Here is a 23,574-nt window from a genome sequence, read left to right as displayed (position 1 = left end):
GGCCGGCGCAGGGCCCGCGACCTGCGCATTCCCTGCTTGTCAGTCGGCCGTGGGACGCTCTAAGCATGACGCCACAGGATCAGCACGGCAACGGCAGGGGGTACTCCGTCCCCACCGGGCGGCCGTACGCCCTCAAGGAGCTGCAAGCGATGCTGGGCAGCCTCGGCGACCACGCCCGGGAGCTGTACGACGGCTCCCACCCCGCCGAGTACGAGGGCCTCGCCGACGCGCTCTACACCGCGTTCCAGACCGCCGCCGGCCTGGCCCCCGCCAAGAGCTACACCGGCTGCCCCGAGCACCCCAACGGCGCCCTCGACCCCGAGGCGCCCGACGGCTGGGGCCGCTGCCTGATCTGCAACGACCGGCGGAGGCTCGGCCTGCGCAGGCACGGCGGGCGCCCCGGCCCCGCCGCCCCGGTCCCCGGGGAGCAGCGCCGGCTGGGGTACCCGGTGCCCGAGCCCCCGTACACCCATGAACTGCTGCGGGGGTACCTCCGTACGATCGAGGACCAGCGCTTCCACCTCGGCATCTCCTCGCCCGCCGCGGACTTCGTACGGATCGCGGACGACCTGCACCGCGCCTTCATCGTCGCCCGGGAACTGTCCCGCCCCCGCAACGCCTCCGGATGCTCCGAACACCCCGGAGCACCGATCGACCCCGATGCCCCGCCGGGCGAGGCCTGTATCTTCTGCGCCGGACGCAAAAGACGCGCGCAGCGCCCGCCGCAGACCCCCGAGATGCTCCCGCGCATCCGCCGGGGCGAGCGGCGACAGCTACAGCGCAGATTCGAGCGTCCGCCGGGCTGAAAACGACGGGACCGCGGGCCACACACCCCGCGTCGCCCTGACCTTTCCGCTATCCGCCGCAGTCCGGCCATGGCGAACACGACCGTCGTTAAGGTGAACCACATGACCTCTCCCGCCCACTTCGACCGCGGCCACACCGACGACCTGATGGCCTTCCTGACGGCCAGTCCGTCGCCGTACCATGCCGTGGCCAACGCGGCCGAGCGGCTGGAAAAGGCCGGTTTCAGGCAGTTGTCGGAATCGGACGCCTGGGACTCGGGTACGGGGGGCAGGTTCGTACTCCGCGGCGGTGCCATCATCGCCTGGTACGTACCGGAGGGTGCCGCCGCGCACACCCCGTTCCGCATCATCGGCGCCCACACCGACTCCCCCAACCTGCGCGTCAAGCCCGTCCCTGACGCCGGGTCACAGGGCTGGCGGCAGATCGCGGTCGAGATCTACGGCGGGACGCTGCTCAACACCTGGCTGGACCGCGACCTCGGCCTGGCCGGCCGGCTGACGCTGCGCGACGGCAGCGAGCGGCTGGTGAACGTGGACCGGGCACTGCTGCGCGTGCCCCAACTCGCCGTGCACCTGGACCGGTCGGTGAACACCGACGGCCTCAAGCTCGACAAGCAGCGCCACATGCAGCCGATCTGGGGCCTGGGCGAGGTCCGGGAGGGCGATCTGATCGCGTTCCTGGAGGAGGAAGAGGGCCTGCCCCAGGGTTCGGTGGCCGGCTGGGACCTGATGGTCCACTCGATCGAGCCGCCCGCGTACCTGGGCCGCGACCGCGAGCTGCTGGCCGGGCCGCGCATGGACAACCTGCTGTCGGTGCACGCGGGCGTCGCGGCACTGGCGGCCGTCTCCGCGGCCGGCTCGGGGAACGCGAAGCTCGACCACATCCCGGTGCTGGCCGCCTTCGACCACGAGGAGAACGGCTCGCAGTCCGACACCGGCGCGGACGGCCCGCTCCTGGGCAACGTGCTGGAACGTTCGGTCTTCGCGCGCGGCGGCTCCTACGAGGACCGGGCACGGGCCTTCGCGGGCACCATCTGCCTGTCCTCGGACACCGGCCACGCCGTGCACCCCAACTACGGTGAGCGGCACGACCCGACGCACCACCCGCGCGCCAACGGCGGCCCCATCCTCAAGGTCAACGTCAACCAGCGCTACGCCACCGACGGCAGCGGGCGCGCGGTGTTCGCGGGCGCCTGCGAGCGGGCCGGGGTGCCGTGGCAGACGTTCGTCTCCAACAACTCGATGCCGTGCGGTACGACGATCGGTCCCATCACGGCCGCCCGGCACGGCATCCAGACCGTGGACATCGGCGTGGCGATCCTGTCGATGCACAGCGCCCGCGAACTGTGCGGCGCGGACGACCCGTTCCTGCTGGCGAACGCGCTGGTGGCCTTCCTGGAGGGCTGAGCCGGCCCCCGCCCCGCGGGGCGGGGGCCGTACCCCCTACGCGTCCATCCCGGCGAGGACGAGGGGGAGACGGGCGGTCCCGTCGGCGGTGACGGTCACCGGCACGCCCCAGTCCTGCTGGTGGACGTGGCAGGCCGGGTACTCGTTGGCGGGGTCGTCGTCGCAGGACGCGGCCATCGCGGAGACGTGCAGCACGCCTTCGGTGACCTCCGGGTTCAGCGTCAGGTCGCGGAACAGGTCCGTCCCCGGACCCTCGCCCGCCGCCAGCAGCTCGGGCGGGGTCGAGGAGACCAGGAGGCGGGTCGAGGGACCGTAGCGGGTGTCGAGCTTCTGCCCGCTCGGCGCCTGGAAGACCACGTCGAGCCGGAGCGTGCCGGGCGCGACCTCGGTGGCGGCGCGCTGCGTCCGGTGGGCGACCGCGTCGACCCGGACGGCCTCCTCGGGCAGCCGCAGCCGCGTCAGGCGGTGCCGGGCCGACTCCACGACCACGATGTCCCCGCCGACCAGGACGGCGTCGCTGGGCTCGCGCAGGTCGGTGGCGAGGGTGGAGACCTCGCCCGTCGCCGGGTCGAAGCGGCGCAGCGCGTGGTTGTACGTGTCGCAGACCGCGACCGAGCCGTCGGGCAGCGCGGTCACCCCGAGGGGGTGCTGGAGCAGGGCCTGGGCGGCGTCGCCGTCGCGGTGCCCGAAGTCGAAGAGCCCGGTGCCGACGGCGGTCCGTACGGCGTACTCCTCGCCCTCGCGTTCCAGGTACCTCAGGGCGCTGGTCTCGGAGTCGGCGACCCACAGCCGGTCCCCGGTCGCGGCCAGCCCGGACGGCTGCGCGAACCAGGCCTCGGCGGCGGGCCCGTCCACGAGCCCCTCGTTGGTCGTTCCGGCGGCCACGCCCACGGTCCCCGTCGCGGGGTCCCAGGTCCACAGCTGGTGCACGCCCGCCATGGCGATCCACACCTTGCCCTGCCACCACGCCACGTCCCAGGGCGAGGACAGGTCGACATCCAGGGCGGGCCCGGAGGTGGCCGAGCCCTGCCACCACTGGCGGCCCGTCCCGGCGACGGTCTCCACGGCCCCGGTGGCGGGGTCGTACGTGCGCAGCGCGTGGTTGACGGTGTCGGCGACGACGACCCGGCCGTCGGGCAGCAGCGCGAGGCCCTGGGGCTCGCTGAAACTGTCGGCGGTGAACCCGCGCTCGCCGCTGCCGATGCGCCGCACGACGCTCTCCCCGTCGGCGCCGAGCTCCACCAGCTGGTGCCGGGTGGAGTCCGACACCAGGAAGTTCCCCGAGGGCAGCAGCAGCGCCTTCCCGGGGAACCGCAGGTCGCTCGCCACGGGCTCGGGCGCCACGTACGGCCCGTCCCCGCGCCGCAGGGTCCCCTTGGCGGCGTGCTCGGCCTCCAGCTCCCCCACCAGCCGCTCGATGGCGTGCGCGTGCCCCTCACCGGCGTGCTGGGCGACGACGTACCCCTCGGGGTCGATCACCACGAGCGTGGGCCAGGCCCGTACGGCGTACTGCTTCCAGGTGGCCAGCTCCGGGTCGTCCAGGACGGGGTGGTGCACCTCGTACCGCTCGACGGCGTCCACGACGGCCGCGTGCTCGGCCTCGTGCGCGAACTTCGGCGAGTGCACGCCGACGATCACCACGGTGTCGCGGTGCTTCTCCTCCAGCTCGCGCAGCTCGTCCAGGACGTGCAGGCAGTTGATGCAGCAGAAGGTCCAGAAGTCCAAGATCAGGATGCGACCTCGGAAGTCGGCGAGCGTCAGGTCCTTCCCACCGGTGTTGAGCCAGCCCCCCTTGCCGATCAGCTCGGGGGCACGGACACGGGCACGCTTGCGGGGTGCGGGCGCGGGGGTGGGCGCCGGAGCAGCATCGTTCATCCTTCAAGCTTGCCATCCCCGTCCAGCTGTACCCCCAGGGGTGACGCCGCTCGGCGGGCCGTCGTGACAGGCTGGCCGCAGGCATCGAAGGAGGCGTCCGGCATGACCACCGCGCACGACTACGGCGAAGGCATCGACCCCGAGCGTGCCCTGAAGTACGCCATCCAGCACCACAGCGGCGACCGCACCGAGATCATTGAAGGGGTCATCAGCAACGTGACGCCGAACTGGGACCACGAGAACGCGGCTGAGGAGATCCGCGATCAGATCAAACCGCGGGTCAAGGAACTGGGCTGTGTGACCGGGTCGGGCAATCTGGACCTGCCCGGCTCGGCGAATTGGTACGTCCCGGACATCGCGGTCGCCCCCAAGGAGCTGGCAAAAGGCGGCGGCGCCCTCCTCCCCGACCAGACCCTGCTGATCGTCGAAGTGACCTCGGAGTCCAACGCCGAGACCGACCGCGTCGTCAAGCGCAAGCGGTACGCCGAGTACGGCGCGCCGCTCTACCTGCTGGTCGACCGGTTGGACAAGACCGTCACCCTGTTCTCCGAGCCCGGGCGGCTCGGTTACGCGAAGGTCGACGGGCCGCATCCGTTCGGGACGGCCGTGCGGCTGCCGGAGCCGTTCGACTTGGACCTCGACACCAGCGAGCTCTAGGACAGGAAGGAGTCCAGGGAGCGGGCGAGGGCGGTGACGAAGGCGTCCTGGACGTCGGTCGGGACGAGGTGGAGGGACAGGTAGGGGTTGAGGTCCTCCAGTTCGACCAGGAGGAGCTCGCCGGAGGGAGCGCGGCAGGCGTCCACGCGCTGGATGCCGTGCGAGAGGGTGTTCCACTCGACGAAGGTGCGGGCGAAGGCCAGGTCCGCCGGGGTCGGGTCGTAGTGCTCCAGCTCCCAGCGGCGGTCGGGGTCCGGGGCGTACAGGGCGTACTGGAAGGCGTCGTCCACGAAGTAGAACGACACCTCGTACGCGAAGTCGATCCGCGGCTGGATCAAGGTCCGGCCCGGCTCCGCGGTGGAGGGGTCCGCCGTGAAGGTGAGGCCGATGGAGTCCGCGCCCTGCTTGGGCTTCACCGCGTACTGCGGGACCCGCGGCAGCAGGTGCAGGAGCGCCGGGTCGTCGACCGTCGGGATCACCGGGTAGCCGGCCGCCGTCAGGTCCGGCAGGTACTGCTTGCCCGCCATGTCGCCGCGCCCCGTCAGCGGGTTGTAGACGCGGGCGCCGCCGGCGAGGGCGGCGGTGCGGAAGGCGTCGTAGGCCTCCTGGTAGTACAGGACGGGGCCGCTGTTGCGGACCACGACCGCGTCGAAGCCGCCCATGAGGGCCTCGGCGTCGCGCGGGTGGCACAGGGCCAGCGGGAAGTGCTCGCGCAGCCGCCCGGTGAGGAATATGTCCTCGTCGCAGTAGCGGCTGGCCGCGCGCCGGGTACGTCAGGTCGGTGACATAGAGCAGTGGCATGGCGGAAACCTATCGCGGGCACGGATCAGGCCATGAAATACCTCGTACGGGACAAAGTGCTGGACATCGGGGACGACTACTGGATCGAGGACGAGGACGGCCGGCAGGCCTTCCTCGTCGACGGCAAGGCCCTGCGGCTGCGCGACACCCTGGAGCTCAAGGACCCCGAGGGGCGGATCCTGATCACCCTGCGGGAGAAGTGGCTCGCCTTCCGCGACGCGATGACCCTGGAGCGGGACGGCCGCCGGCTGGCCGTGATCCGCAAGAAGTGGCTCTCCCTGCTGCGCAACCACTACCTCGTCACCCTCTCCGAGGGCACCGGACTGGACGTCAGCGGGCGGATCCTCGACCGCGAGTTCAAGGTCGAGTACGACGGCGAGCTGCTCGCGCTGATCTCCCGCCGGTGGTTGCGGGTCCGCGAGACGTACGCGGTGGACGTGGTGCGGGAGGACGCGGACGCGGCGCTGCTGATCGCCGTCGCCGTGTGCGTGATCCGGATGGCCGAGAAGGAGCGGGAGGAGCGGTAGGCGACGCGGTGGCAACGGGGTCGGCGGCAGCCGGCGCGGCGGGTAGCCGCGTCAGCGGCCGCGCGCGGTCAACTGGCCCTGTGCGTAGGGGTCGGCCTCGGGAGTGTACGGGCCGCCGTGGTCCGCGAGGAGGTCGGTGATCCGCCGCCACTCCGCCAGGGCGGCGCGGGTGGACGCGTCGGCGCCGCCCCCGCCCGCGGCGGCGTCCTCGGCCCGCTCCAGGGCGGCCGCCGTCTGGTGGTGGGTCATGCCGGTGGCCTCGGCCCGCACCCGGTCGCGGGCCTCGGTCTCGCCCGGGGACGGTTCGTGCGGCTCCAGTGCCGCCTCCACCATGGCCTCCATGGCTTCGGACTCCTGCGACATGGCACCCGCCCCCCTGCTCCGCTCCTTGCGCCGTCGCCGCCCGCATACCCGGCGGCCGCTTCGCCAACCGTCGTCTCAGCGCCCGAGGCGGCGGTCCTTCAACGCCGGGAACTGCTCCCGCGTGTCCGCGACCTTCGCCGGGTCCAGCTCCACCGTGAGCACGTCCTCGCCCGGCCCCGCCTCCGCGAGCACCTCGCCCCACGGGTCCACGACCAGGCTGTGCCCGGCCTGCTCGACTCCCGCGTGGGTGCCGGCCAGCCCGCAGGCCAGTACGTACGCCTGGTCCTCCACGGCGCGGGCCCGGTTCAGCAGCGTCCAGTGGGCGCGGCGCCGGGCCGGCCAGCCCGCGGCGACGACCATCGTGGTGGCCCCGGCGTCGACCAGGCCGCGGAACATCTCGGGGAACCGCAGGTCGTAGCAGGTGGCGATGCCGAGCGTCTGCTCCGGCAGGGTCACCGTGGTCAGGGTGTCCCCGGCGGCCATCAGCACCGCCTCGCCCTGGTCGAAGCCGAAGCGGTGGATCTTGCGGTAGCTGGCGGCGAGCTCACCGGCCGGGGAGATCACCAGTGCGGTGTTGTAGAGCGACCCGTCGCCCGCGCGCTCCACGACCGAGCCCGCGTGGAGCCAGACCCCGGCGTCGGTCGCGGCCTTGGACATCGTCTCGTAGGTCGGGCCGTCCAGCGGCTCCGCCTCGGTCTCGAACTGCTCGTAGGCGAACGCCCCCACCGTCCACAGTTCCGGCAGCACGACGAGGTCGGAGGCGGACTGCTCCCGTACGAGATCGGCCACGCGGGCGCGTCGGGAAGAGACCGACTCGCCCTCGTTCACGGCGACTTGGATCAGAGAGGCGCGCACACTACCACCGTCCTTGCATTGCGTCCGTCAGCTCGGGCCTACGATCGTCACACGAAAGCGCTGCCGGGGTGCTCACCGGCAGCGTACTTTTGGGCACAGTCCACAACGCGCCACTGAACAGCACGCGAGGGGTCCCGTTGACCGTCCATCCCAGCCTCCAGCCCTATGCCGATGCGTGGACCCATTCCATCGAGGCGATATCCGAGCTGGTCCTCCCCCTGTCGGAGGGCGAGTGGAACCGGGCGACTCCGTGTCCCGGCTGGTCGGTTCGTGACGTGGTGTCACACATCATCGGCATCGAGTGCGAGCAGCTCGGCGATCCGCGGCCGATCCACACGCTGCCGCGCGACCTGCGGCACGTGGTGGACGAGTTCACCCGGTACATGGAGGTGCAGGTTGACGTCCGGCGTCACCACACCGCCCCGGAGATGACCTCCGAGCTGGAGTACACGATCATCCGGCGCCAGCGCCAGCTCCGCAACGAGAAGCGGGATCCGGCCACGCTGGTGCGCGGCCCGCTGGGCGACCAGGTGCCGCTGGAGTTCGCGCTGCGGCTTCGGGCGTTCGACGTGTGGATCCACGAGCAGGACCTGCGGGCGGCGCTGGGCGTCCCCGGGAACTGGGACTCGCCGGGCGCGTACGTGGCGCGGGACCTCCTGCTGGCCGGGCTGGCGAAGGTGGTCGCGAAGGAGGCGGGCGCGCCCCCGAACTCGGCCGTGGTGCTCGACGTGCACGGGGAGCTGGAGTTCATGCGGACCGTACGGGTGGACGCGCAGGGGCGGGGCACGCTGGACAAGGCGCCCTCGCTGGGGCCGGCGGTGACGCTGGCGATGGACTGGCAGACGTACGTGCGGCTCGCGGCGGGGCGGGTACGGCCGCACGCGGTCGCGGACCGGGTGAAGACCGAGGGCGACCCCGCCCTGGCGGAGGCCATCCTGACGCGCTTCGCCGTGACCCCGTAACCCCACCGGCCCGCGCCGCCAGGGCTCCCGCGTACGGGGAAGCCCGGTGCGGGCCCGGGCTCCTACGTACGGGCGCGGGCCGGGGCCACCCGGTCGGGGCCCGGCGCCGGGAGCGGGAGGCGTTCGCGGGCCAGGGCGGCGGGCCGCAGCCGCAGGATCTGGGACAGGCCCAGCACCTCCAGGAAGAACACCGACGAGAAGGCGATCCGGTAGTCGTCGCCGGTGGCGTCGAGCAGGACGCCCACCGCGAGCAGCGTCGTCATGGACGCGAGGAAGCCGCCCATGTTGGTGATTCCCGAGGCGGTGCCCTGACGTTCGGCCGGGTTGGCCGGGCGGGCGAAGTCGAAGCCGATCATCGAGGCCGGGCCGCAGGTACCCAGCACCACGCACAGCGTGGTCAGCAGCCACATCGGCGCCCGCTGGCCGGGGTAGGCCAGCACCGCGCCCCAGAGCGCGGCGGTGGCCGCGACCGTTCCCAGCGCCAGCGGGATCCGCGCGCCCTGGCGGCGGCCGACGAGCTGCCCGTACAGCAGCCCGAACCCCATGTTCGCGACGACGATCAGCGTCATCAGCCCGCCCGCGGTGGTCCGCGACAGCCCCTGCGCCTCGACCAGGAACGGCATCCCCCACAGCAGCAGGAACACCATCGCGGGGAACTGCGTCGTGAAGTGCACCCACAGCCCGAGCCGGGTTCCCGGCTCCCGCCAGGACTCGGCGATCTGGCGGCGTACGAACCCGCCCCCGCCGGCGCGCGCCACGGGCGCCGGCGCGTGCCCTTCCGGGTGGTCCCGCAGGAACAGCACCAGCGGCACCAGAACGAGGAGCCCGGCTGCCGCACTGCCCGCGAAGGCCGGCACCCAGCCGAGCCCGTGCAGCGCCGGCGCCAGCACCAGCGTGGAGACGAGGTTGCCCGCCATGCCCACCAGTCCGGCCAGCTGCGCCATCAGCGGCGCGCGCCGGGCCGGGAACCAGCGCGTGCCGAGCCGCAGCACGGAGATGAAGGTCATCGCGTCGCCGCAACCCAGCAGGGCGCGCGCGGCCAGAGCCGTCCCGTAGGAGGGCGCCAGCGCGAAACCGAGCTGTCCGACGGTGAACAGCACCGCCCCCATCGTCAGGACGCGCTTGGTGCCGAGCCGGTCCACGAGCAGCCCGACGGGTATCTGCATGCCCGCGTAGACCAGCAGCTGGAGGATGGAGAAGGTGGCGAGGGCCGACGCGTTGACGTGGAAGCGGTCGGCGGCGTCCAGCCCGGCCACGCCCAGGCTGGTGCGGAAGATGACCGCGACGAAGTAGACGGCGACGCCGATCGCCCAGACGGCGAGGGCCCGGCGCCCGCCGGGGGGATCCAGGGGGAGGCGGGGCGGCCCGGTGGGGGCGCTCACCGGCCGGCCCCGCGCACCAGCGCCTCGACCCGGCCCACGTGCGCCCGTACGGCGGCGGCGGCCGTCTCCGGCTCCCCGGCGCGCAGGGCGTCCAGGATCTCGGTGTGCTCGGCCAGCGTCCGCTCCACCCGGTCGGGGTGGGCGTGCAGCAGGGCCACGCCCATCCGCAGCTGCCGGTCGCGGAGCTGGTCGTAGAGCCGGCCCAGGATCTGGTTCCCGGCGTTGCGGACGATCTCGGCGTGGAAGGCCCGGTCGGCGGCCATCAGGGCGACCAGGTCCCCGTCGGCGGCGTGCCGGCGCTGCTCCCCGATGAGGGCGGCGAGCCGCTCCAGCAGGCCGGGCGGGGCGGGCACGGCCCTGCGGACGGTGAACTCCTCGACCAGCAGCCGGGTTTCGATGACGTCGGCGATCTCCTGCGCGGAGACCGGCAGCACCAGCGCGCCCTTCTTCGGGTACAGCTTGAGCAGCCCCTCGGTCTCCAGGCGCAGCAGCGCCTCGCGCACCGGCGTGCGGGACACGCCGACGGCCTCGGCGACCTCGCCTTCGGTGAGGAGTACGCCACCCTCGTAGCGGCGGCCCAATACCCCCTGTTTGACGTGCTGGTAGACGCGGTCGGCGGCGGTCACGACCGGGGGCGCGGAAGTCATGCGCACAGGATAGATACATGCGCCGTACAAGAGTTCCGGCCGTCCAGGATGCGGACGGCCGGCCGGGGGCTCAGGCCGCGGGCTCAAGCCGGGGCTCAAGCCGGAGCTCAAGTCGGGGCTCAAGTCGAGGCTCAGGCCGGGCCGATCAGCGGCCCGGCGTGCCAGCGGCCCGAACCGTCGCGGCGGTAGTGCTGGAGCAGGCGGTCGGTGCGCAGGACGATCACCTCCAGGTCGAACCCGAAACTGCCCTGGAGCATCCCCGTGACGGCGAGCGCGTCCCGCCCGAAGACCGCGCCCCGGGTCCAGGCGCCGCCGCCCGCGTTCCCCCGCCACCAGTGCTCGACCCGGCCGCCCGCCGCGACGACGCACAGCTCGTAGTTCCCCGCGGTGTCCTCGTCGGTGGCCCCGTACTGCGCCTCGATCAGGCACGGGGCCGAGGTGATCGCACTGCCGAACACCTCGCCGGGATGCCAGGCGAAACCGTCGCGGTCGTCGCGCCACCACAGCTGCATCCGGCCGTCCGTGCGGGTCGCGACGAGGTCCAGGTGACGGGAGCGGGTCTGGACGAGGGCGGGCCCGAAGTGGGCGATGCCGGAGGCGAAACGGCCGCCGTCGTTCCAGGTCCAGGGCGCTCCGTTGATGCGCCACCAGTGGTTGAGGCGTCCGTCGACGGTGCGGACCACCACCTCGAAGTTGCCGGGCTTGCCGTAGTCGCTCTGGATGAAGGCCGGGGTCGAGCCGATCGCCGCGTCCCCCGGCCCGAAGGCGCCGCCGTCGCGCCAGGCACCGCCGGACTGCTCGTAGTACCAGTGGCGCAGCCGTCCGCCGGTGGTGACGTGCAGGGACTCCGTGTTCCGGTTGAAGGTGGTGCCCGTGAAGGCGGGCTGGCCGGAGGCGTCGTTGGCGTACGTCTTGGCCGGGGTCCACGCGAAGGGCGCCTCGCCCTCGCGCCACCAGTGCCGCAGGCTGCCGTCACCCGTCGTGGCCGCGAGTTCGAAGTTGCGGTGGCCGCGGCCGTTGCCGCTCTCGTAGACGTTCCCCGCGTGCAGGCGACGCTTGCTCCACGGGTCGACGTTGGTGCCGGTCAGACCGCACTTGGCCCAGTGGTCGATGCGGGCCTCGCCGTACGCGATCCGCCCGTAGCCGCCGGTGTGGTGACCCGCGCCCCAGGAGTTCTTGAAGAGCCAGCACCCGGCCGCGTCGTCGTAGCCGACGACCAACACGCAGTGTCCGCCCGCCAGTCGGTCGCTCGTCCGGTGGTACACGCCGGAGCCGAGCCCGAAGAAGTCCTCGTACACGTCGAGGCAGGCGGTCAGCGGGCCGACCGTGTCCAGCCACACCTTCTGCTGCCCGACGTCACCGAGCCGCACGTAGTCGGTGATCCGCACCGTCCGGCCCGACCGGTCCCAGCTCGGCGTGTACTCGGAGCCCCAGGCGGCGCGCCGCTCGGCGGGCAGGCCGGGCGGCGGGATGGTGTAGGGCCGGCAGTCGGGGTCCGCGAGGCCGCCGTTGTCCCGGATCCAGTCGAGCGCGGTCTCCGGGTCGCAGCCCTGGCCGCAGGTCAGCCGCAGTCCGTCGCGCACGTCCCCCTCGGACCGCACGGCCCACACGTGGTGTTCGATCCGGGCCATGGACTCCACCAGGCCGGCCGCCGCGAAGGCCCAGCCGGACTCGCACGGGTTCTGGTCCTTCACCCGGGTGATCCACCGCCACCCCCACCGCTCGCGCCAGTCCACGGCCGTCGGCAGCGCGAGCGCCGCGGCTCCGCCGGTGCCGGGGCGGGTGTGGGTGCGGGAGCTGGTGCCGGTGCCGGTGCGGGGGTCGGGGCCGTTGCGGGGGTCGGGCAGCAGGCCGTGCGCCGTCCTGCGCCGGGTCAGCAGTGGGTTGCCGCTCACGTGCCCGACCAGCGCCCGCAGATCCACGGTTCCCGCCTCGGCGGCGGTGGTCGGGCGCGACGGGCCGGCCAGGCCGAGGGAGGGGCGTGGGAGCGGCTCTCCGTCGGCGAGGTGCTCGCTGACGGACCAGCGTGCCCCCAGCTCCGCGAGCCGCGCGCGCAGCTCCCCCGCCGTCCGCACGGACTCCTGCGGCATACCGGCCCCCCAGTGCGCGATCGCCCGTTCGGATGCGGGCGAGACCCGGGAGCGTCTCCCCGGCGCAGGGGGGCGTCAAGAGGGGTTGCGCGGTCGCGCGGTGGCACGGGGGTCGTACGGTGCGGGCCCCGGCGGGGACGGGGGCGGGCACCGCTGCGTCCCCGGCGCGCGAAGGTCGCCGGGGACGCAGGGTTTTTTGGGGGGCGCTCAGGCAGTGGGCGCCTTCTGCTGGCCCGAACCGTTGACCATGACGAGGAGGACGTTGCCCAGGTCGGTCACGACCGTGTCGGCCTTGGCCTTGGCGTCGGCGGAGTTGCTGCCGGTCTCGGCGACCTTGAGGAGGCCGTCGACGGAGGCCTTGAGCTTGTCGACGGCGGCGGCGGCCTTGTCGACGGGAGCGGCCTTCGGTGCGGTGACCGGAGTCGCGACCGGGAGCTTGGCCGCCGGGGCGGCCGGGTTCGCGGGCTGCGCGACCGGGGGCTTCGCCGCCGGGTCGGCCGGCTTCACGGGCTCGGCGACCGGGGGCTTCGCCACGGGGGCCGCCGGGTTCGCGGGCTGCGCGACGGGGGGCTTCGCGGGCTGGGCCGCCGGGGGCTGCGCGACCGGAGGCTTCGCCGGCTCGGCAACCGGAGGCTTCGCCGGCTGGGCCGCCGGGGGCTGCGCGACCGGAGGCTTCGCCGGCTCGGCAACCGGAGGCTTCGCCGGCTGGGCGACCGGGGGCTGCGCGACCGGGGGCTTGGCTGGCTCGGCAACCGGAGGCTTCGCCGGCTCGGCAACCGGAGGCTTCGCCGGCTCGGCAACCGGAGGCTTCGCCGGCTGGGCGACCGGAGGCTGCGCGACCGGGGGCTTGGCCGCCGGGTCGGCCGGCGGGTCGGCGGGCTCGGCCATCACCGGCTTGGCCATCACCGGCTTCGCCACCGCCGGGTCCGCCGGTACGGGGGCCGGCAGCGGCTTCGCCGACTCGGGCAGGCTCTGGCGCAGCTCCGCGAACGCGGGCTCCAGCTGCTTCTTGACGGCGGCCAGCTCGGCCTCCGACACCTTCCCGTTCGGCGACTTCAGCACCGCCGAGAGCAGGTCCGTGACGGGTTCGACCACTTCGGCGGCGGCGGCGAGCGACTGCGCCTGGGCGAGCAGCGCCTCACTGCCGGGAACGGTCTGCCCGGCGAAGGTGACGGACGGGCGCTCGGGCGAGGAGACGGCTGCCGCGATGCCCGGGGAGGCGGTCAGCAGGGTCACGCAGAGGGCGGCGGGGATGGAGTAGCGGGTGATGCGGTGCAACGGCTCTCTCCTGTTCAGCGATGTGATGACCGTGTGGTCCGGGATGACGCGGGGCCGTGGAGCTGCCCCATACCACTCACCGACAGCCGGTCACCGCCCGCAACCGGAGCTGCTCCTCCACAGCCGCCGACACGCCGCGCAACGGCGTAAATCACCTGCCTGACCTGCCCGAACCCCATCACCCCGGAGCGCGACCCGGATGGACGCACCGTCGTCACACAGCGTAACGATCGGGGCCGGGCGTCGGGTTCCCCCTCGCGGGCCGGGCCGACGAAGACGCGGCGGCCGCCGGGGGCACGGGAGGCCCGAACTGGCGCCCGATACGCACGGATAGGGTTTCCCCATGGGGACCTGGACCGCACCGAGCGCCATAGAACGAGAGCTGGAAGAGGCCAAGGCCGCCGGGAACTGGCCGGCGTTCTTCGACGCCCTCGCGCTCGCCGATCTCTTCGTACCGCAGGAACGGTCCTTCCAGGACGCCCACCCCACCCAGGTGCGCCGTCAGCGGGTCCACTTGCCGCAGGCGCGCGCCGAGGCGTACGTGGTCTTCACGGAGGGGATGCTGCCCGCGCCCACTCCCGAGCTCGTCTTCGAGAGCGTCGACCTCGGGTGGTTCTGCGAGAGCTTCCCGCCCGACGGGCCCCCGTTCCTGGCCGTGAACCCCGGAACCCCCTTCGAGACCCTCCTGCCCGCCTCGCCCGCCCACCGCGCCACCTGGGCCCTGCACGACGGCCGCCGGCCGCGGTACGTGGGCCTGGAACAGGGCAAGGTCCACGCCCTCCACGTCGGCGGGCCCCTGCACGGCCCCGTCGCCTTCGGGCTGGCCTGCGGCGCGCACCTGTCCGTGCGCAACGGCATGTTCTGGAACTCCCTCGCCTACCACGGCCAGGGCTACACCAAGGAGCGCGAGACGCTCCGCGACAGCTGGGGCGTGACCACCCGCGAGGAGTGGCTCGTCACCACCGAGCGGCTGCTGCGGGCCGACATGGTCAGTCCGGTGTGGGAGTTCGCGCTCCGCGTGCGCCAGGCGCTGGCCCAGGAGTTCGCCGGACCCGTGGACATCGAGCACTGGCGCCACGCCACCGAGGCGACCTTGCGGGCCAACGCCGAGCGGGCCGCCGAGCCCCGGCTGACCCCCGACGGGGTGACGGTCGCCCAGCCGCGTCCGACAGCCGAGGTCGAGGGCGAGATCGCGGGCGTGCAGCGGGTCATCGGCCGGATCACCCGCTACGAGCAGCGGTTCCGGGCGGACGGGGTGCTCGGCGAGGGCAAGTACGTGCGGTCGGTGGAGGCGTGGGACTACGGCCGGGCCTCCCAGATGGCCCGCTGGGGCGTCGGCGCCCGCTTCGGGACGCTCGCCGAGGCCGAGGACGTCGTGGTGCGGGCCGGAAAGGCGTGCCGGCTCGCGTACCGGTCCTGGGAGGAGCTGTCGGCGGGGTTCGTCCTCGGGCGCTGCATGCAGTTCGACGAGGAGGAGTTCGGGCGGTGGTACGAGGAGATGGTCACCGCGCACCGCGAACTGACGGGCGACCCGGGAAGCCCGTGGCTCAACCTCGCCTGGGGCTGACGCGCGGACCTCGGGTAGTCGCACCGCGGGCCGCGGAACCCGGCGCGCCGCCGTGCGCCGGCCAACTAGCCTGTGCGGCATGACCGTTGAGCTGAACGACACCGTACGCAAACTGCTGGACGCGCCGCATCCGGCCATCCTGACGACGCTCAACCCCGATGGCGGACCGCAGAGTTCGGTGGTGTGGGTGACCCGGGACGGCGACGACGTGCTGGTCTCCACCGAGCAGGGTCGCCGCAAGGAGCGGAACATCGCCCGGGACGCGCGGGTCGGCCTGACCGTCTTCGACCTGACCAACCCGTTCCTCTACGCGGAGATCCGCGGCACCGCCTCGGTCTCCGAGGACACGGGGCGGACCGTCGCCGTCCGGATCGCCGAGGAGTACCTGGGACCGGGCGCGGGCCGGGAGTACGCGCAGGCGCCCGCGGAGAACGTACGGGTGGTCCTGCGCATCACCCCGACGAACGTGCTCGGCAACGCCACCAAGGCCGGCTAGGCGCCTACGGCAGCCGGGGAGGGCACAGGGCCGCCCTCCCGGCCGGGGCCGCCCGTCTCCCGGCCGGGAGCCGCCCGCCCTGCGGTCAGGCCCGCGACGGCCCTTCCAGGACCAGGCGGATCTCCGTGACCTCGTAGCCGGCGCGGTCGAAGGCGGCGGCCATGGGGGCGTTGACGGTGTCCGTGGTCGCGGTGATGCGGCGGGCGCCCTGACCGGCGTGGAAGCGGGTGATCTCCGCGAGGATCTCGTCGATCAGGCCCTTGCCGCGCTGTTCGGGCACGACGCCGAGGTAGCCGACGTTGCGGTGGTAGGGGGTCGCCGAGGGAACGGCGAACCCGGCGAGGGTGCCGTCCGGGAGCTCCGCGAGCCGCCACCAGGAGCGTTCGCCCGGGCAGTCGCGGTAGAACCCGACGTCCTCCCGGGCCAGTTGCACGGCGTCCATGGAGCGCAGTTCGGTCCGGGTGTGCGCGTCCAGGCTCCCGGCCGAGACGCGGGCGAACGCTTCGACGAACTCCTCGTCCGTGCCCTCGCGGAACACCAGCCGCCCGGTGGGCTCCGCGGTCCCGGCGGCCGGGGTCCACTCGTAGCGCAGGCGCTCGATCCCGTTCGTCAGCCCGGCCCTGCGCCCCGCCTCCCGACGCCAGGCGACGGCTTCGACGACGTCGGGGCGGGCGCGCCAGTCGCGGGGCAGGGAGGCGTTGTAGAGGGGCAGGACCCCGAAGGCCGCGTGTCCGGCGGCGAGCAGGCCGGCGGCGACGGTGGCCGGATCGTCGACGGTGGCCCGGACCTGGAGGCAGTCCAGAGCGACGGGCCGCTCGCTGTCCTCCCGGCCCCACCACAGGGCGCGGGCGAGGACCTCGCCGCCCTCGTCCTCGGCGAACCAGACCCACTCGGGGCGCATCCGGCCCGCCGCCAGCTCCTCCCGGATGCGGTCGGCGGCGAGCGCGTCGACGGGGCCGTCGGCGGGGTAGGTGAGGACGCGGTCGATGTCCGTGGGGTCTGCGGTCGCAGCGCGGAAGATCATCCGCCGATGATCGGGCAGGGTGGGGCCGTCGGCCAGCAGTTTTCCGCGCCCGAACGGCCGGTGGCCGGGCTCCCCGAAGGGGCCCGGCCACCGGCGCCGCGTGCGTTCTCCTGTGCGTTACGACCAGGTGACGAGGCGGCGGGGGTGTTCCAGGACCGCCGCGATGTCGGCCAGGAAGCGGGATCCGAGCTCGCCGTCGATCAGACGGTGGTCGAAGGACAGCGCCAGCGTGGTGACCTGGCGCGGCTTGACCTTGCCCTTGTGGACCCACGGCTGGAGCTTGATCGCACCGACCGCGAGGATCGCGGACTCGCCCGGGTTGATGATGGGCGTCCCGGTGTCGACGCCGAAGACGCCGACGTTGGTGATGGTGATCGTGCCGTTCTGCATGTCGGCCGGGGAGGTCTTGCCGTCGCGGGCCGTGGCGACCAGCTCGGACAGGGCCGTCGACAGCTCGGGCAGCGTCTTGGCGTGGGCGTCCTTGATGTTCGGGACGATCAGGCCGCGCGGGGTGGCCGCAGCGATGCCGAGGTTGACGTAGTGCTTGAGCACGATCTCCTGGGCCGCCTCGTCCCAGGACGCGTTGACGTCCGGGTTGCGGCGGACGGCCACGAGCACCGCCTTGGCGATGAGGAGCAGCGGGTTGATCCGCAGACCGGCGAGGTCCGGGTCGTCCTTGAGCTGCTGGACCAGCTTCATCGTGCGCGTCACGTCGAGGGTGATGAACTCGGTGACGTGCGGCGCGGTGAAGGCGGAGCCGACCATGGCCTGGGCGGTGACCTTGCGGACGCCCTTGACCGGGATGCGGGTCTCGCGCGCCGTCGCCCCGGCGGGGGCCTGGGCGGGTGCCTGTGCGGCGGCCGGGGCCGGTGCCGCGGCGGCCGGGGCCGGTGCCGCGGCGGCCGGTGCGGCTGCCGGAGCGGCCGGAGCGGTCTGCGGGGCGACGGCGGCCGCGGCGGCCGCGTGCACGTCCTCGCGGGTCACGACGCCGCCCTCGCCGGTGGGGACCACCGAGGCGAGGTCGATGCCGAGGTCCTTGGCGAGCTTGCGCACCGGCGGCTTGGCCAGGGGACGCTCGGCGCCCCCGGCCATCGTGCCGTTGCCATTGCCATTGCCGTTGCCGTTCAGCGCGCCGGTCCCGTTCTGCGCGGGAACGGCGGTGGCGGCCGGAACAGCGGCCGGGGCGGCGGACGCCGCCGGGGCGGCCGCCGAGCCCGCTCCCGCCTCCGCGGCGGCCTTGCGCGGCCGGCGCTTCGTCGAGGCCGTGGACACGCCGTAGCCCACCAGGACGGGCTGGCGCGCCTCGGCGGCCGGCTCCTCGGCGGCGGCCGGGGCCGCCACCTCCTGTGCCGGGGCCTCGGCGGCCGGGCCTTCCGTCTGCACCGAGATGATCACCTGGCCGACGTCGACCGTGGTGCCCTCCTCGAAGAGCAGCGCGTGCACGGTCCCGTCGAACGGAATCGGCAGCTCCACGGCCGCCTTCGCGGTCTCGACCTCGCAGACGACCTGCCCGTCGGTGACGGTGTCACCCGGCTGGACGTACCACTTGAGGATCTCGGCCTCGGTGAGGCCCTCGCCCACGTCGGGCATCTTGAATTCGCGGATGGTCATGAACGTGGCTCCTCAGTACGCCAGCGAGCGGTCGACGGCGTCGAGCACCCTGTCCAGGCCCGGCAGGTACTCGTCCTCCAGGCGGGCCGGCGGGTACGGGGCGTGGAACCCGCCCACGCGCAGCACCGGCGCCTCCAGGTGGTAGAAGCACCGCTCCGTGATGCGCGCGGCGATCTCCGAACCCACGCCCAGGAACACCGGCGCCTCGTGGACGATGACCAGGCGGCGGGTGCGCTCCACCGAAGCCTGCAGACCGTCGAAGTCGATCGGGGACATCGACCGCAGGTCGACGACCTCCACCGACTTGCCCTCCTCGGCCGCCGCGGCCGCCGCCTCCAGGCAGACCTTCACCATCGGGCCGTAGGCGGCCAGGGTGAGGTCCGTGCCGGCGCGCGCCACGCGGGCGGCGTGCAGGGCGTCCGGGATCGCGTCGACATCGACCTCGCCCTTGTCCCAGTAGCGCCGCTTCGGCTCGAAGAAGATCACCGGGTCGTCGCTGAGGATCGCCTGCTGGAGCATCCAGTAGGCGTCGCTCGCGTTCGACGGGGAGACCACCTTGAGGCCCGGGACGTGCGCGAACAGCGTCTCCGGGGATTCGCTGTGGTGCTCGACCGCGCCGATGCCGCCCGCGTAGGGGATGCGGATGACGACCGGCATCTTGATCTTGCCGAGCGAGCGCGCGTGCATCTTCGCGAGCTGCGTGACGATCTGGTCGTAGGCGGGGAAGACGAACCCGTCGAACTGGATCTCCACGACGGGCCGGTACCCGCGCAGCGCCAGGCCGATCGCCGTGCCGACGATGCCGGACTCGGCGAGCGGGGTGTCGATGACCCGCTCCTCGCCGAAGTCCTTCTGCAGGCCGTCGGTGATGCGGAAGACGCCGCCGAGCTTGCCGACGTCCTCACCCATGATCAGGACCTTGGGGTCGGTCTCCAGGGCCTTGCGCAACGAGTCGTTGAGCGCCTTCGCGATGGTCAGCTTCTGTACGGCCATGGTGGTCACTCCCCGCCTTCGAAGGACGCGAGGTAGGCGGCGAACTGGGCGCGCTCCTCGTCGACGAGCGCGTGCCCGTCCGCGTAGACGTTCTCGAAGATCGCCATGGTGTCCGGGTCGGGCATGGCGCGCACGACCTCGCGCACCCGCTTGCCCAGCGTCTCGCTCTCCTCCTCCAGCTGCGCGAAGAACGCCTCGTCGGCGCCGCCCGTCGCCAGGAGGTGGGCCTTGAGGCGCAGGATCGGGTCCTTGGCCTCCCAGGCCGCCGTCTCCTCGTCGCGCCGGTACTTCGTCGGGTCGTCGGAGGTGGTGTGCGCGCCCATGCGGTACGTGAACGCCTCGACCAGCGTCGGACCCTCGCCGTTGCGCGCCCGCTCCAGCGCCCAGCGGGTGACCGCCAGGCAGGCCAGGACGTCGTTGCCGTCGACGCGCACGCCCGGGAAGCCGAAGCCCTGGGCCCGCTGGTAGAGCGGCACGCGCATCTGGCGCTCGGTGGGCTCGGAGATCGCCCACTGGTTGTTCTGGCAGAAGAACACGACCGGGGAGTTGTACACCGCCGAGAAGGTGAACGCCTCGGCGACGTCACCCTGGCTGGACGCGCCGTCACCGAAATAGGCGATGACCGCGGAGTCCGCGCCGTCCTTGGCCACGCCCATCGCGTACCCGGTCGCGTGCAGCGTCTGGGAGCCGATGACGATCGTGTACAGGTGGAAGTTGTTGGTGTTCGGGTCCCAGCCACCGTGGTTCACGCCGCGGAACATGCCGAGCAGGTTGGTCGGGTCGACCCCGCGGCACCAGGCCACACCGTGTTCACGGTAGGTGGGGAAGACGTAGTCGTCGTCGCGCAGCGCCCGGCCGGAGCCGATCTGCGCGGCTTCCTGACCGAGGAGCGAGGCCCACAGGCCCAGCTCGCCCTGACGCTGCAGGGCGGTCGCCTCACCGTCGAAACGGCGGGTCAGGACCATGTCGCGGTAGAGCCCGCGCAGGTCCTCGGTGGTGATGTCGGCGACGAAGGGGGCGAACTGCGCGCTGTCGGCGCTCTCGACCCGTTCTCCCTCGGGCGTCAGCAGCTGTACGAGCTGAGGCTCGGCGTCGTGCGGCTGTGCGGTGGCAACGGCGGTCTTGCGGGCGCTATCGGCGCCGGCCGCCCGCTTGGTGCCGCTGCTGCGTCGCGGCTTGCGCGCGGCAGTGCTCTCCACGGTCACGTGTGCTCCTCCGTCGGTCCGGCACCCGGGTTCTCCGGGGTCCAGTGCGGCTCACCTGCATGCGTACCCGCGCACGGGGTGGGTGCGAGGAAGGTACGGGATTCAGGCGTGACAGGTGCCCCGGCGAGTGCCCTGCGCAATGCACGTTACCCAGTGCCTCGCATAACTGCGAAACCCCGTTTGACCTGCGATTTTGCTTGGATATCCAAGTAAATCGGCGGCGGCGGGAACAACCACTGGTCACAGCCTTGCAGGGGGCCGGAACAACGGCACGTTATCCCGGGTAACTGCGGCAGGGAAGGGGTGAGTGTGTGAAACTGACTCCGTGCCCGAAAACGGTAAAATCAAGGTATTCCTCCTGGACGACCACGAAGTGGTACGCCGGGGAGTGCATGAGCTGCTGTCCGTGGAAGACGACATCGAAATCGTGGGCGAGGCGGGTACGGCCGCCGACGCGATGGTGCGGATCCCGGCGACCCGCCCCGACGTCGCGGTCCTCGACGTGCGGCTACCGGACGGCAGCGGGGTGGAGGTGTGCCGGGAGGTGCGCTCGCAGGACGAGGGCATCAAGTGCCTGATGCTCACCTCGTTCGCGGACGACGAAGCCCTGTTCGACGCGATCATGGCCGGCGCCTCGGGGTACGTGCTGAAAGCCATCCGCGGGAACGAGCTGCTCAGCGCGGTACGGGACGTCGCGGAGGGCAAGTCGCTGCTGGACCCGGTGGCCACCGCGCGGGTACTGGAGCGGCTGCGCGACGGCAACAACGGCAGGGGCGACGACCGGCTGTCGCACCTCACCGAACAGGAGCGCAAGATCCTCGACCTGATCGGCGAGGGGCTGACGAACCGCGTCATCGGCGAGCGGCTGCACCTGGCCGAGAAGACCATCAAGAACTACGTCTCCAGCCTGCTGTCGAAACTCGGCATGGAGCGGCGCTCGCAGGCGGCGGCGTACGTGGCGCGCCTCCAGGCGGAGAAGCGCGTCTAGCCGAGGAGGCCGGCACCTCCCACCGGCGCGCGAGCGGTGCGTGAGCGGTGCGCGAGGGCGTACGACCGCGGCGCGAGCGGTGCGCGAGGGCGTACGACCGCGGCGCGAGTGCCGTTCGAGGGGCGCGCGAGCAGCACGCGAACGCGATTCCATTCAGGACCCGGAGCCGGCCGCGTTGGTCGGCGGCCGGGAGGTCTGCAAGCGGAAAAGGGCCGGGCCCGGCGGAAATCCTTCCGTCGGGCCCGTTCCTGTGACCGTCGTATGACCGTCCCTATTCGCCTTCGTTGTTCACCGCGCCGCCGGTGGGCGGCGCGGTCGGCTTCGTCGGCTTCTCCGACGGCGTCGGCTTGTCCGAGGTCGGGGGCTTTTCCGTTTCCGTCGGCTTCTCCGAGGCCGTCGGCTCCGTCGACGGCGTCGGCGTGGTGCTCGGCGTGTACTTGGTGCGGCCCGGGGTCGGCTTGTAGGTGGGCTCTTCGCTCGAATCCGAGGAGTCCGAGGGCTCCGTGGAGGGGGTGGTCTCCGAAGAGGAGGAGGAGCTCTGCGAGGCGTTCGGGGAACTGCTGGTCGTGGTGCTCGGCTTGTTGCCGCCGCCACCGCCGCCGCCCACCGTCTTGACGGCGTAGGCGATGCCGCCGGCGATCGCGAGGACCGCGAGGACCGCGAACACCCACATCTTCCAGCGGCTGCCGCCCCGGCGGTCGTCGTAGCCGTCATAGCCGTCGTAGCCGCCGCCCGGGCCGTAACCGCCGCCCTGGCCCTGGCCGTGCCCGCCGCGGCCACCGCCACCCGGGAAGGCCGTGCCGTCGTCCGGGTTCAGCGCGGGCACCATCGGCCGCTGGAACTGCGAGGTCGTGGCGTTCTGGCCGTACGGCGGGCGCGGCCCGCCGGGTCCGCGCATCGGCGTCGTCGGGGCGCCACCGCCGGCCTGCCCGTGCGGCAGCGCCATGGTGACCGGACCGGTGTTCCACGTACCGGAGTTGGGCCCCTGCTCCTGGAGCATCTGCAGCGCGTACTGGACCAGTGCGCGCATCTCCTCGGCGCTCTGGAACCGGTCGTCCGGGTCCTTCGCCAGGGAGCGCATGACCAGGCCGTCGAGCTCCTGCGGGATGTGCTGGCCCTCGGGCAGCTGGGACGGCGGGACCGGTACGTCCTGGACGTGCTGGTAGACCACCGACAGCGGCGTCTCACCGGTGAAGGGGGGCCGCAGCGCGAGGAGTTCGTACAGCAGGCAGCCGGTCGCGTACAGGTCCGAGCGGTGGTCCACGGCCTTGCCGAGGGCCTGTTCGGGCGACAGGTACTGGGGAGTGCCCATGACCATGCCGGTCTGGGTCATCGTCGACTGCGCGCCGTGCAGGGCGCGCGCGATGCCGAAGTCCATCACCTTCACCGCACCGGTGTTGGTGATGATGACGTTCGCGGGCTTGATGTCGCGGTGCACGATGCCGTGCTGGTGCGAGTACGCGAGCGCTTCCAGCACGCCCGACACGATGATCAGCGCCTGCTCCGGCCCCGGGGCCTCCGCGCTGATCAGCAGCTCGCGGATGGTGCGGCCTTCGACCAGCTCCATGACGATGTACGGGACGACGTTCGGGCCGACCCGGTCCTCGCCCGAGTCGTAGACCGCGACGACGGCATGGTGGTTGAGCCCGGCGACCGACTGTGCCTCGCGGGTGAAGCGGGCCTTGGACACCGGGTCCTCGGCGAGGTCGGCGCGCAGCAGCTTCACGGCGACGGTGCGGCCCAGCCGGACGTCCTCGGCGGCGAACACCTCCGCCATACCGCCTCGTCCGAGGCGGTGCGTGAGGCGGTAGCGGCCGTCGCCCACCAGGCCGCCTGCGCCCCAATGCTCAGGATCCTCGGCCATCCCGGCGCCGGTTCCGTCGGGTTCGGGTGCCATCAGTCCTCGCCGTCGTCTCTCTCGTCCGTAACTTCTGCGGGTCCTCTTCGGGTGCTCCGACGAACGCTACAGCCTCGGAACAGGTCGCCGTTCGGGCAATGGCACGCCGTGGCCCCCCGGTCACGGAACGGGCACCTGGCTTG

At 72.8% G+C, this 23,574-nt stretch carries 20 protein-coding genes and 1 pseudogene; 8 read left to right on the top strand and 13 right to left on the bottom strand.

The annotated features are described in order from the left end of the window. Nucleotides 1-65: 65 nt before the first annotated feature. Nucleotides 66-806 (top strand): hypothetical protein, encoded by a 741-nt coding sequence (locus tag OG861_RS16380; protein ID WP_329196528.1) that lies wholly within the window; start codon nucleotides 66-68, stop codon nucleotides 804-806. A gap of 102 nt (nucleotides 807-908) precedes the next feature. Next, the gene (locus OG861_RS16375; RefSeq protein WP_329196530.1) at nucleotides 909-2,213 is read left to right on the top strand and encodes a M18 family aminopeptidase; all 1,305 of its coding nucleotides are present in this window, start codon (nucleotides 909-911) and stop codon (nucleotides 2,211-2,213) included. Nucleotides 2,214-2,249: 36 nt separating this feature from the next. Here the strand turns inward: OG861_RS16375 and OG861_RS16370 are convergent, their stop codons facing one another. After that, nucleotides 2,250-4,088, bottom strand: coding sequence for an NHL domain-containing thioredoxin family protein (locus OG861_RS16370; RefSeq protein WP_329196532.1), 1,839 nt, complete (start codon nucleotides 4,086-4,088; stop codon nucleotides 2,250-2,252). A gap of 102 nt (nucleotides 4,089-4,190) precedes the next feature. On the opposite strand from OG861_RS16370, the gene OG861_RS16365 reads away from it, so the two are divergent. After that, entirely contained in the window at nucleotides 4,191-4,745 is a 555-nt protein-coding gene (locus tag OG861_RS16365; RefSeq protein ID WP_329196534.1) for a Uma2 family endonuclease, read from the top strand. Here OG861_RS16365 and OG861_RS16360 read toward each other — a convergent pair. Continuing rightward, a pseudogene (locus tag OG861_RS16360) lies at nucleotides 4,742-5,546 on the bottom strand (hypothetical protein). The gene OG861_RS16365 and the pseudogene OG861_RS16360 sit on opposite strands and share 4 nt — an antisense overlap. A gap of 32 nt (nucleotides 5,547-5,578) precedes the next feature. Between OG861_RS16360 and OG861_RS16355 the strand changes: the two are divergent. Further along, nucleotides 5,579-6,073: an LURP-one-related/scramblase family protein gene (locus tag OG861_RS16355; RefSeq protein ID WP_329196536.1), complete on the top strand. Its 495-nt coding sequence runs from the start codon at nucleotides 5,579-5,581 to the stop codon at nucleotides 6,071-6,073. A gap of 51 nt (nucleotides 6,074-6,124) precedes the next feature. Here OG861_RS16355 and OG861_RS16350 read toward each other — a convergent pair whose 3' ends face one another. Beyond that, the gene (locus OG861_RS16350; RefSeq protein ID WP_329196538.1) at nucleotides 6,125-6,436 is read right to left on the bottom strand and encodes a hypothetical protein; all 312 of its coding nucleotides are present in this window, start codon (nucleotides 6,434-6,436) and stop codon (nucleotides 6,125-6,127) included. Nucleotides 6,437-6,511: 75 nt separating this feature from the next. Beyond that, nucleotides 6,512-7,291 carry a carbon-nitrogen family hydrolase gene (locus OG861_RS16345; RefSeq protein WP_329196540.1) on the bottom strand — a complete coding sequence of 260 codons (780 nt, stop codon included), beginning with the start codon at nucleotides 7,289-7,291 and terminating at the stop codon, nucleotides 6,512-6,514. Nucleotides 7,292-7,428: 137 nt separating this feature from the next. Between OG861_RS16345 and OG861_RS16340 the strand changes: the two genes are divergently transcribed. After that, a complete protein-coding gene (locus OG861_RS16340) occupies nucleotides 7,429-8,253 on the top strand; it encodes a maleylpyruvate isomerase family mycothiol-dependent enzyme (protein WP_329196542.1) in 825 nt (274 codons plus the stop codon). Nucleotides 8,254-8,315: 62 nt separating this feature from the next. Here the strand turns inward: OG861_RS16340 and OG861_RS16335 are convergent, their stop codons facing one another. The 4 genes from OG861_RS16335 to OG861_RS16320 all read right to left on the bottom strand — a co-directional run bounded on the left by OG861_RS16335 (nucleotide 8,316) and on the right by OG861_RS16320 (nucleotide 13,650). Then, on the bottom strand, nucleotides 8,316-9,635 hold the full coding sequence (locus OG861_RS16335; RefSeq protein ID WP_329196544.1) for an MFS transporter: 1,320 nt from the start codon (nucleotides 9,633-9,635) through the stop codon (nucleotides 8,316-8,318). Next, entirely contained in the window at nucleotides 9,632-10,282 is a 651-nt protein-coding gene (locus OG861_RS16330) for a GntR family transcriptional regulator (RefSeq protein ID WP_329196546.1), read from the bottom strand. Before OG861_RS16330 ends, OG861_RS16335 begins: the two co-directional genes overlap by 4 nt. Nucleotides 10,283-10,413: 131 nt before the next feature. Continuing rightward, nucleotides 10,414-12,372, bottom strand: coding sequence for a C1 family peptidase (locus OG861_RS16325; RefSeq protein WP_329196548.1), 1,959 nt, complete (start codon nucleotides 12,370-12,372; stop codon nucleotides 10,414-10,416). A 207-nt stretch (nucleotides 12,373-12,579) separates the two neighbouring features. Then, nucleotides 12,580-13,650 carry a hypothetical protein gene (locus tag OG861_RS16320; RefSeq protein ID WP_329196550.1) on the bottom strand — a complete coding sequence of 357 codons (1,071 nt, stop codon included), beginning with the start codon at nucleotides 13,648-13,650 and terminating at the stop codon, nucleotides 12,580-12,582. Nucleotides 13,651-13,993: 343 nt separating this feature from the next. Here OG861_RS16320 and OG861_RS16315 point away from each other — a divergent pair, with 343 nt between their 5' ends. Both OG861_RS16315 and OG861_RS16310 read left to right on the top strand, forming a co-directional pair. Continuing rightward, nucleotides 13,994-15,217, top strand: coding sequence for a DUF1266 domain-containing protein (locus OG861_RS16315; RefSeq protein ID WP_329196552.1), 1,224 nt, complete (start codon nucleotides 13,994-13,996; stop codon nucleotides 15,215-15,217). Nucleotides 15,218-15,296: 79 nt separating this feature from the next. Next, nucleotides 15,297-15,713 (top strand): PPOX class F420-dependent oxidoreductase, encoded by a 417-nt coding sequence (locus OG861_RS16310; RefSeq protein ID WP_329196553.1) that lies wholly within the window; start codon nucleotides 15,297-15,299, stop codon nucleotides 15,711-15,713. A gap of 85 nt (nucleotides 15,714-15,798) precedes the next feature. On the opposite strand, the gene OG861_RS16305 is transcribed toward OG861_RS16310, so the two are convergent. The 4 genes from OG861_RS16305 to pdhA all read right to left on the bottom strand — a co-directional run bounded on the left by OG861_RS16305 (nucleotide 15,799) and on the right by pdhA (nucleotide 20,546). Continuing rightward, the gene (locus tag OG861_RS16305) at nucleotides 15,799-16,737 is read right to left on the bottom strand and encodes a GNAT family N-acetyltransferase (protein WP_329196555.1); all 939 of its coding nucleotides are present in this window, start codon (nucleotides 16,735-16,737) and stop codon (nucleotides 15,799-15,801) included. A gap of 117 nt (nucleotides 16,738-16,854) precedes the next feature. Next, complete coding sequence (locus OG861_RS16300; RefSeq protein WP_329196557.1) at nucleotides 16,855-18,348, bottom strand: dihydrolipoamide acetyltransferase family protein; 1,494 nt, start codon at nucleotides 18,346-18,348, stop codon at nucleotides 16,855-16,857. Nucleotides 18,349-18,360: 12 nt separating this feature from the next. Next, entirely contained in the window at nucleotides 18,361-19,341 is a 981-nt protein-coding gene (locus OG861_RS16295) for an alpha-ketoacid dehydrogenase subunit beta (RefSeq protein ID WP_190185636.1), read from the bottom strand. 5 nt (nucleotides 19,342-19,346) lie between these two features. Then, nucleotides 19,347-20,546, bottom strand: a complete 1,200-nt coding sequence (pdhA, locus tag OG861_RS16290) for a pyruvate dehydrogenase (acetyl-transferring) E1 component subunit alpha (protein WP_329196559.1) — start codon at nucleotides 20,544-20,546, stop codon at nucleotides 19,347-19,349. A 325-nt stretch (nucleotides 20,547-20,871) separates the two neighbouring features. Between pdhA and OG861_RS16285 the strand changes: the two genes are divergently transcribed. Continuing rightward, entirely contained in the window at nucleotides 20,872-21,534 is a 663-nt protein-coding gene (locus OG861_RS16285) for a response regulator transcription factor (protein WP_329196561.1), read from the top strand. Nucleotides 21,535-21,805: 271 nt separating this feature from the next. Here OG861_RS16285 and OG861_RS16280 read toward each other — a convergent pair whose 3' ends face one another. Continuing rightward, nucleotides 21,806-23,431: a protein kinase domain-containing protein gene (locus OG861_RS16280; protein ID WP_329196563.1), complete on the bottom strand. Its 1,626-nt coding sequence runs from the start codon at nucleotides 23,429-23,431 to the stop codon at nucleotides 21,806-21,808. Nucleotides 23,432-23,574: the final 143 nt, after the last annotated feature.

This window comes from Streptomyces sp. NBC_00539, assembly GCF_036346105.1.
In the GTDB taxonomy this organism is placed as follows: Bacteria; Actinomycetota; Actinomycetes; order Streptomycetales; family Streptomycetaceae; genus Streptomyces.
The sequence above is the reverse complement of the archived record's forward strand: the minus strand, read 5'-3'. Positions and strand labels throughout refer to the sequence as shown.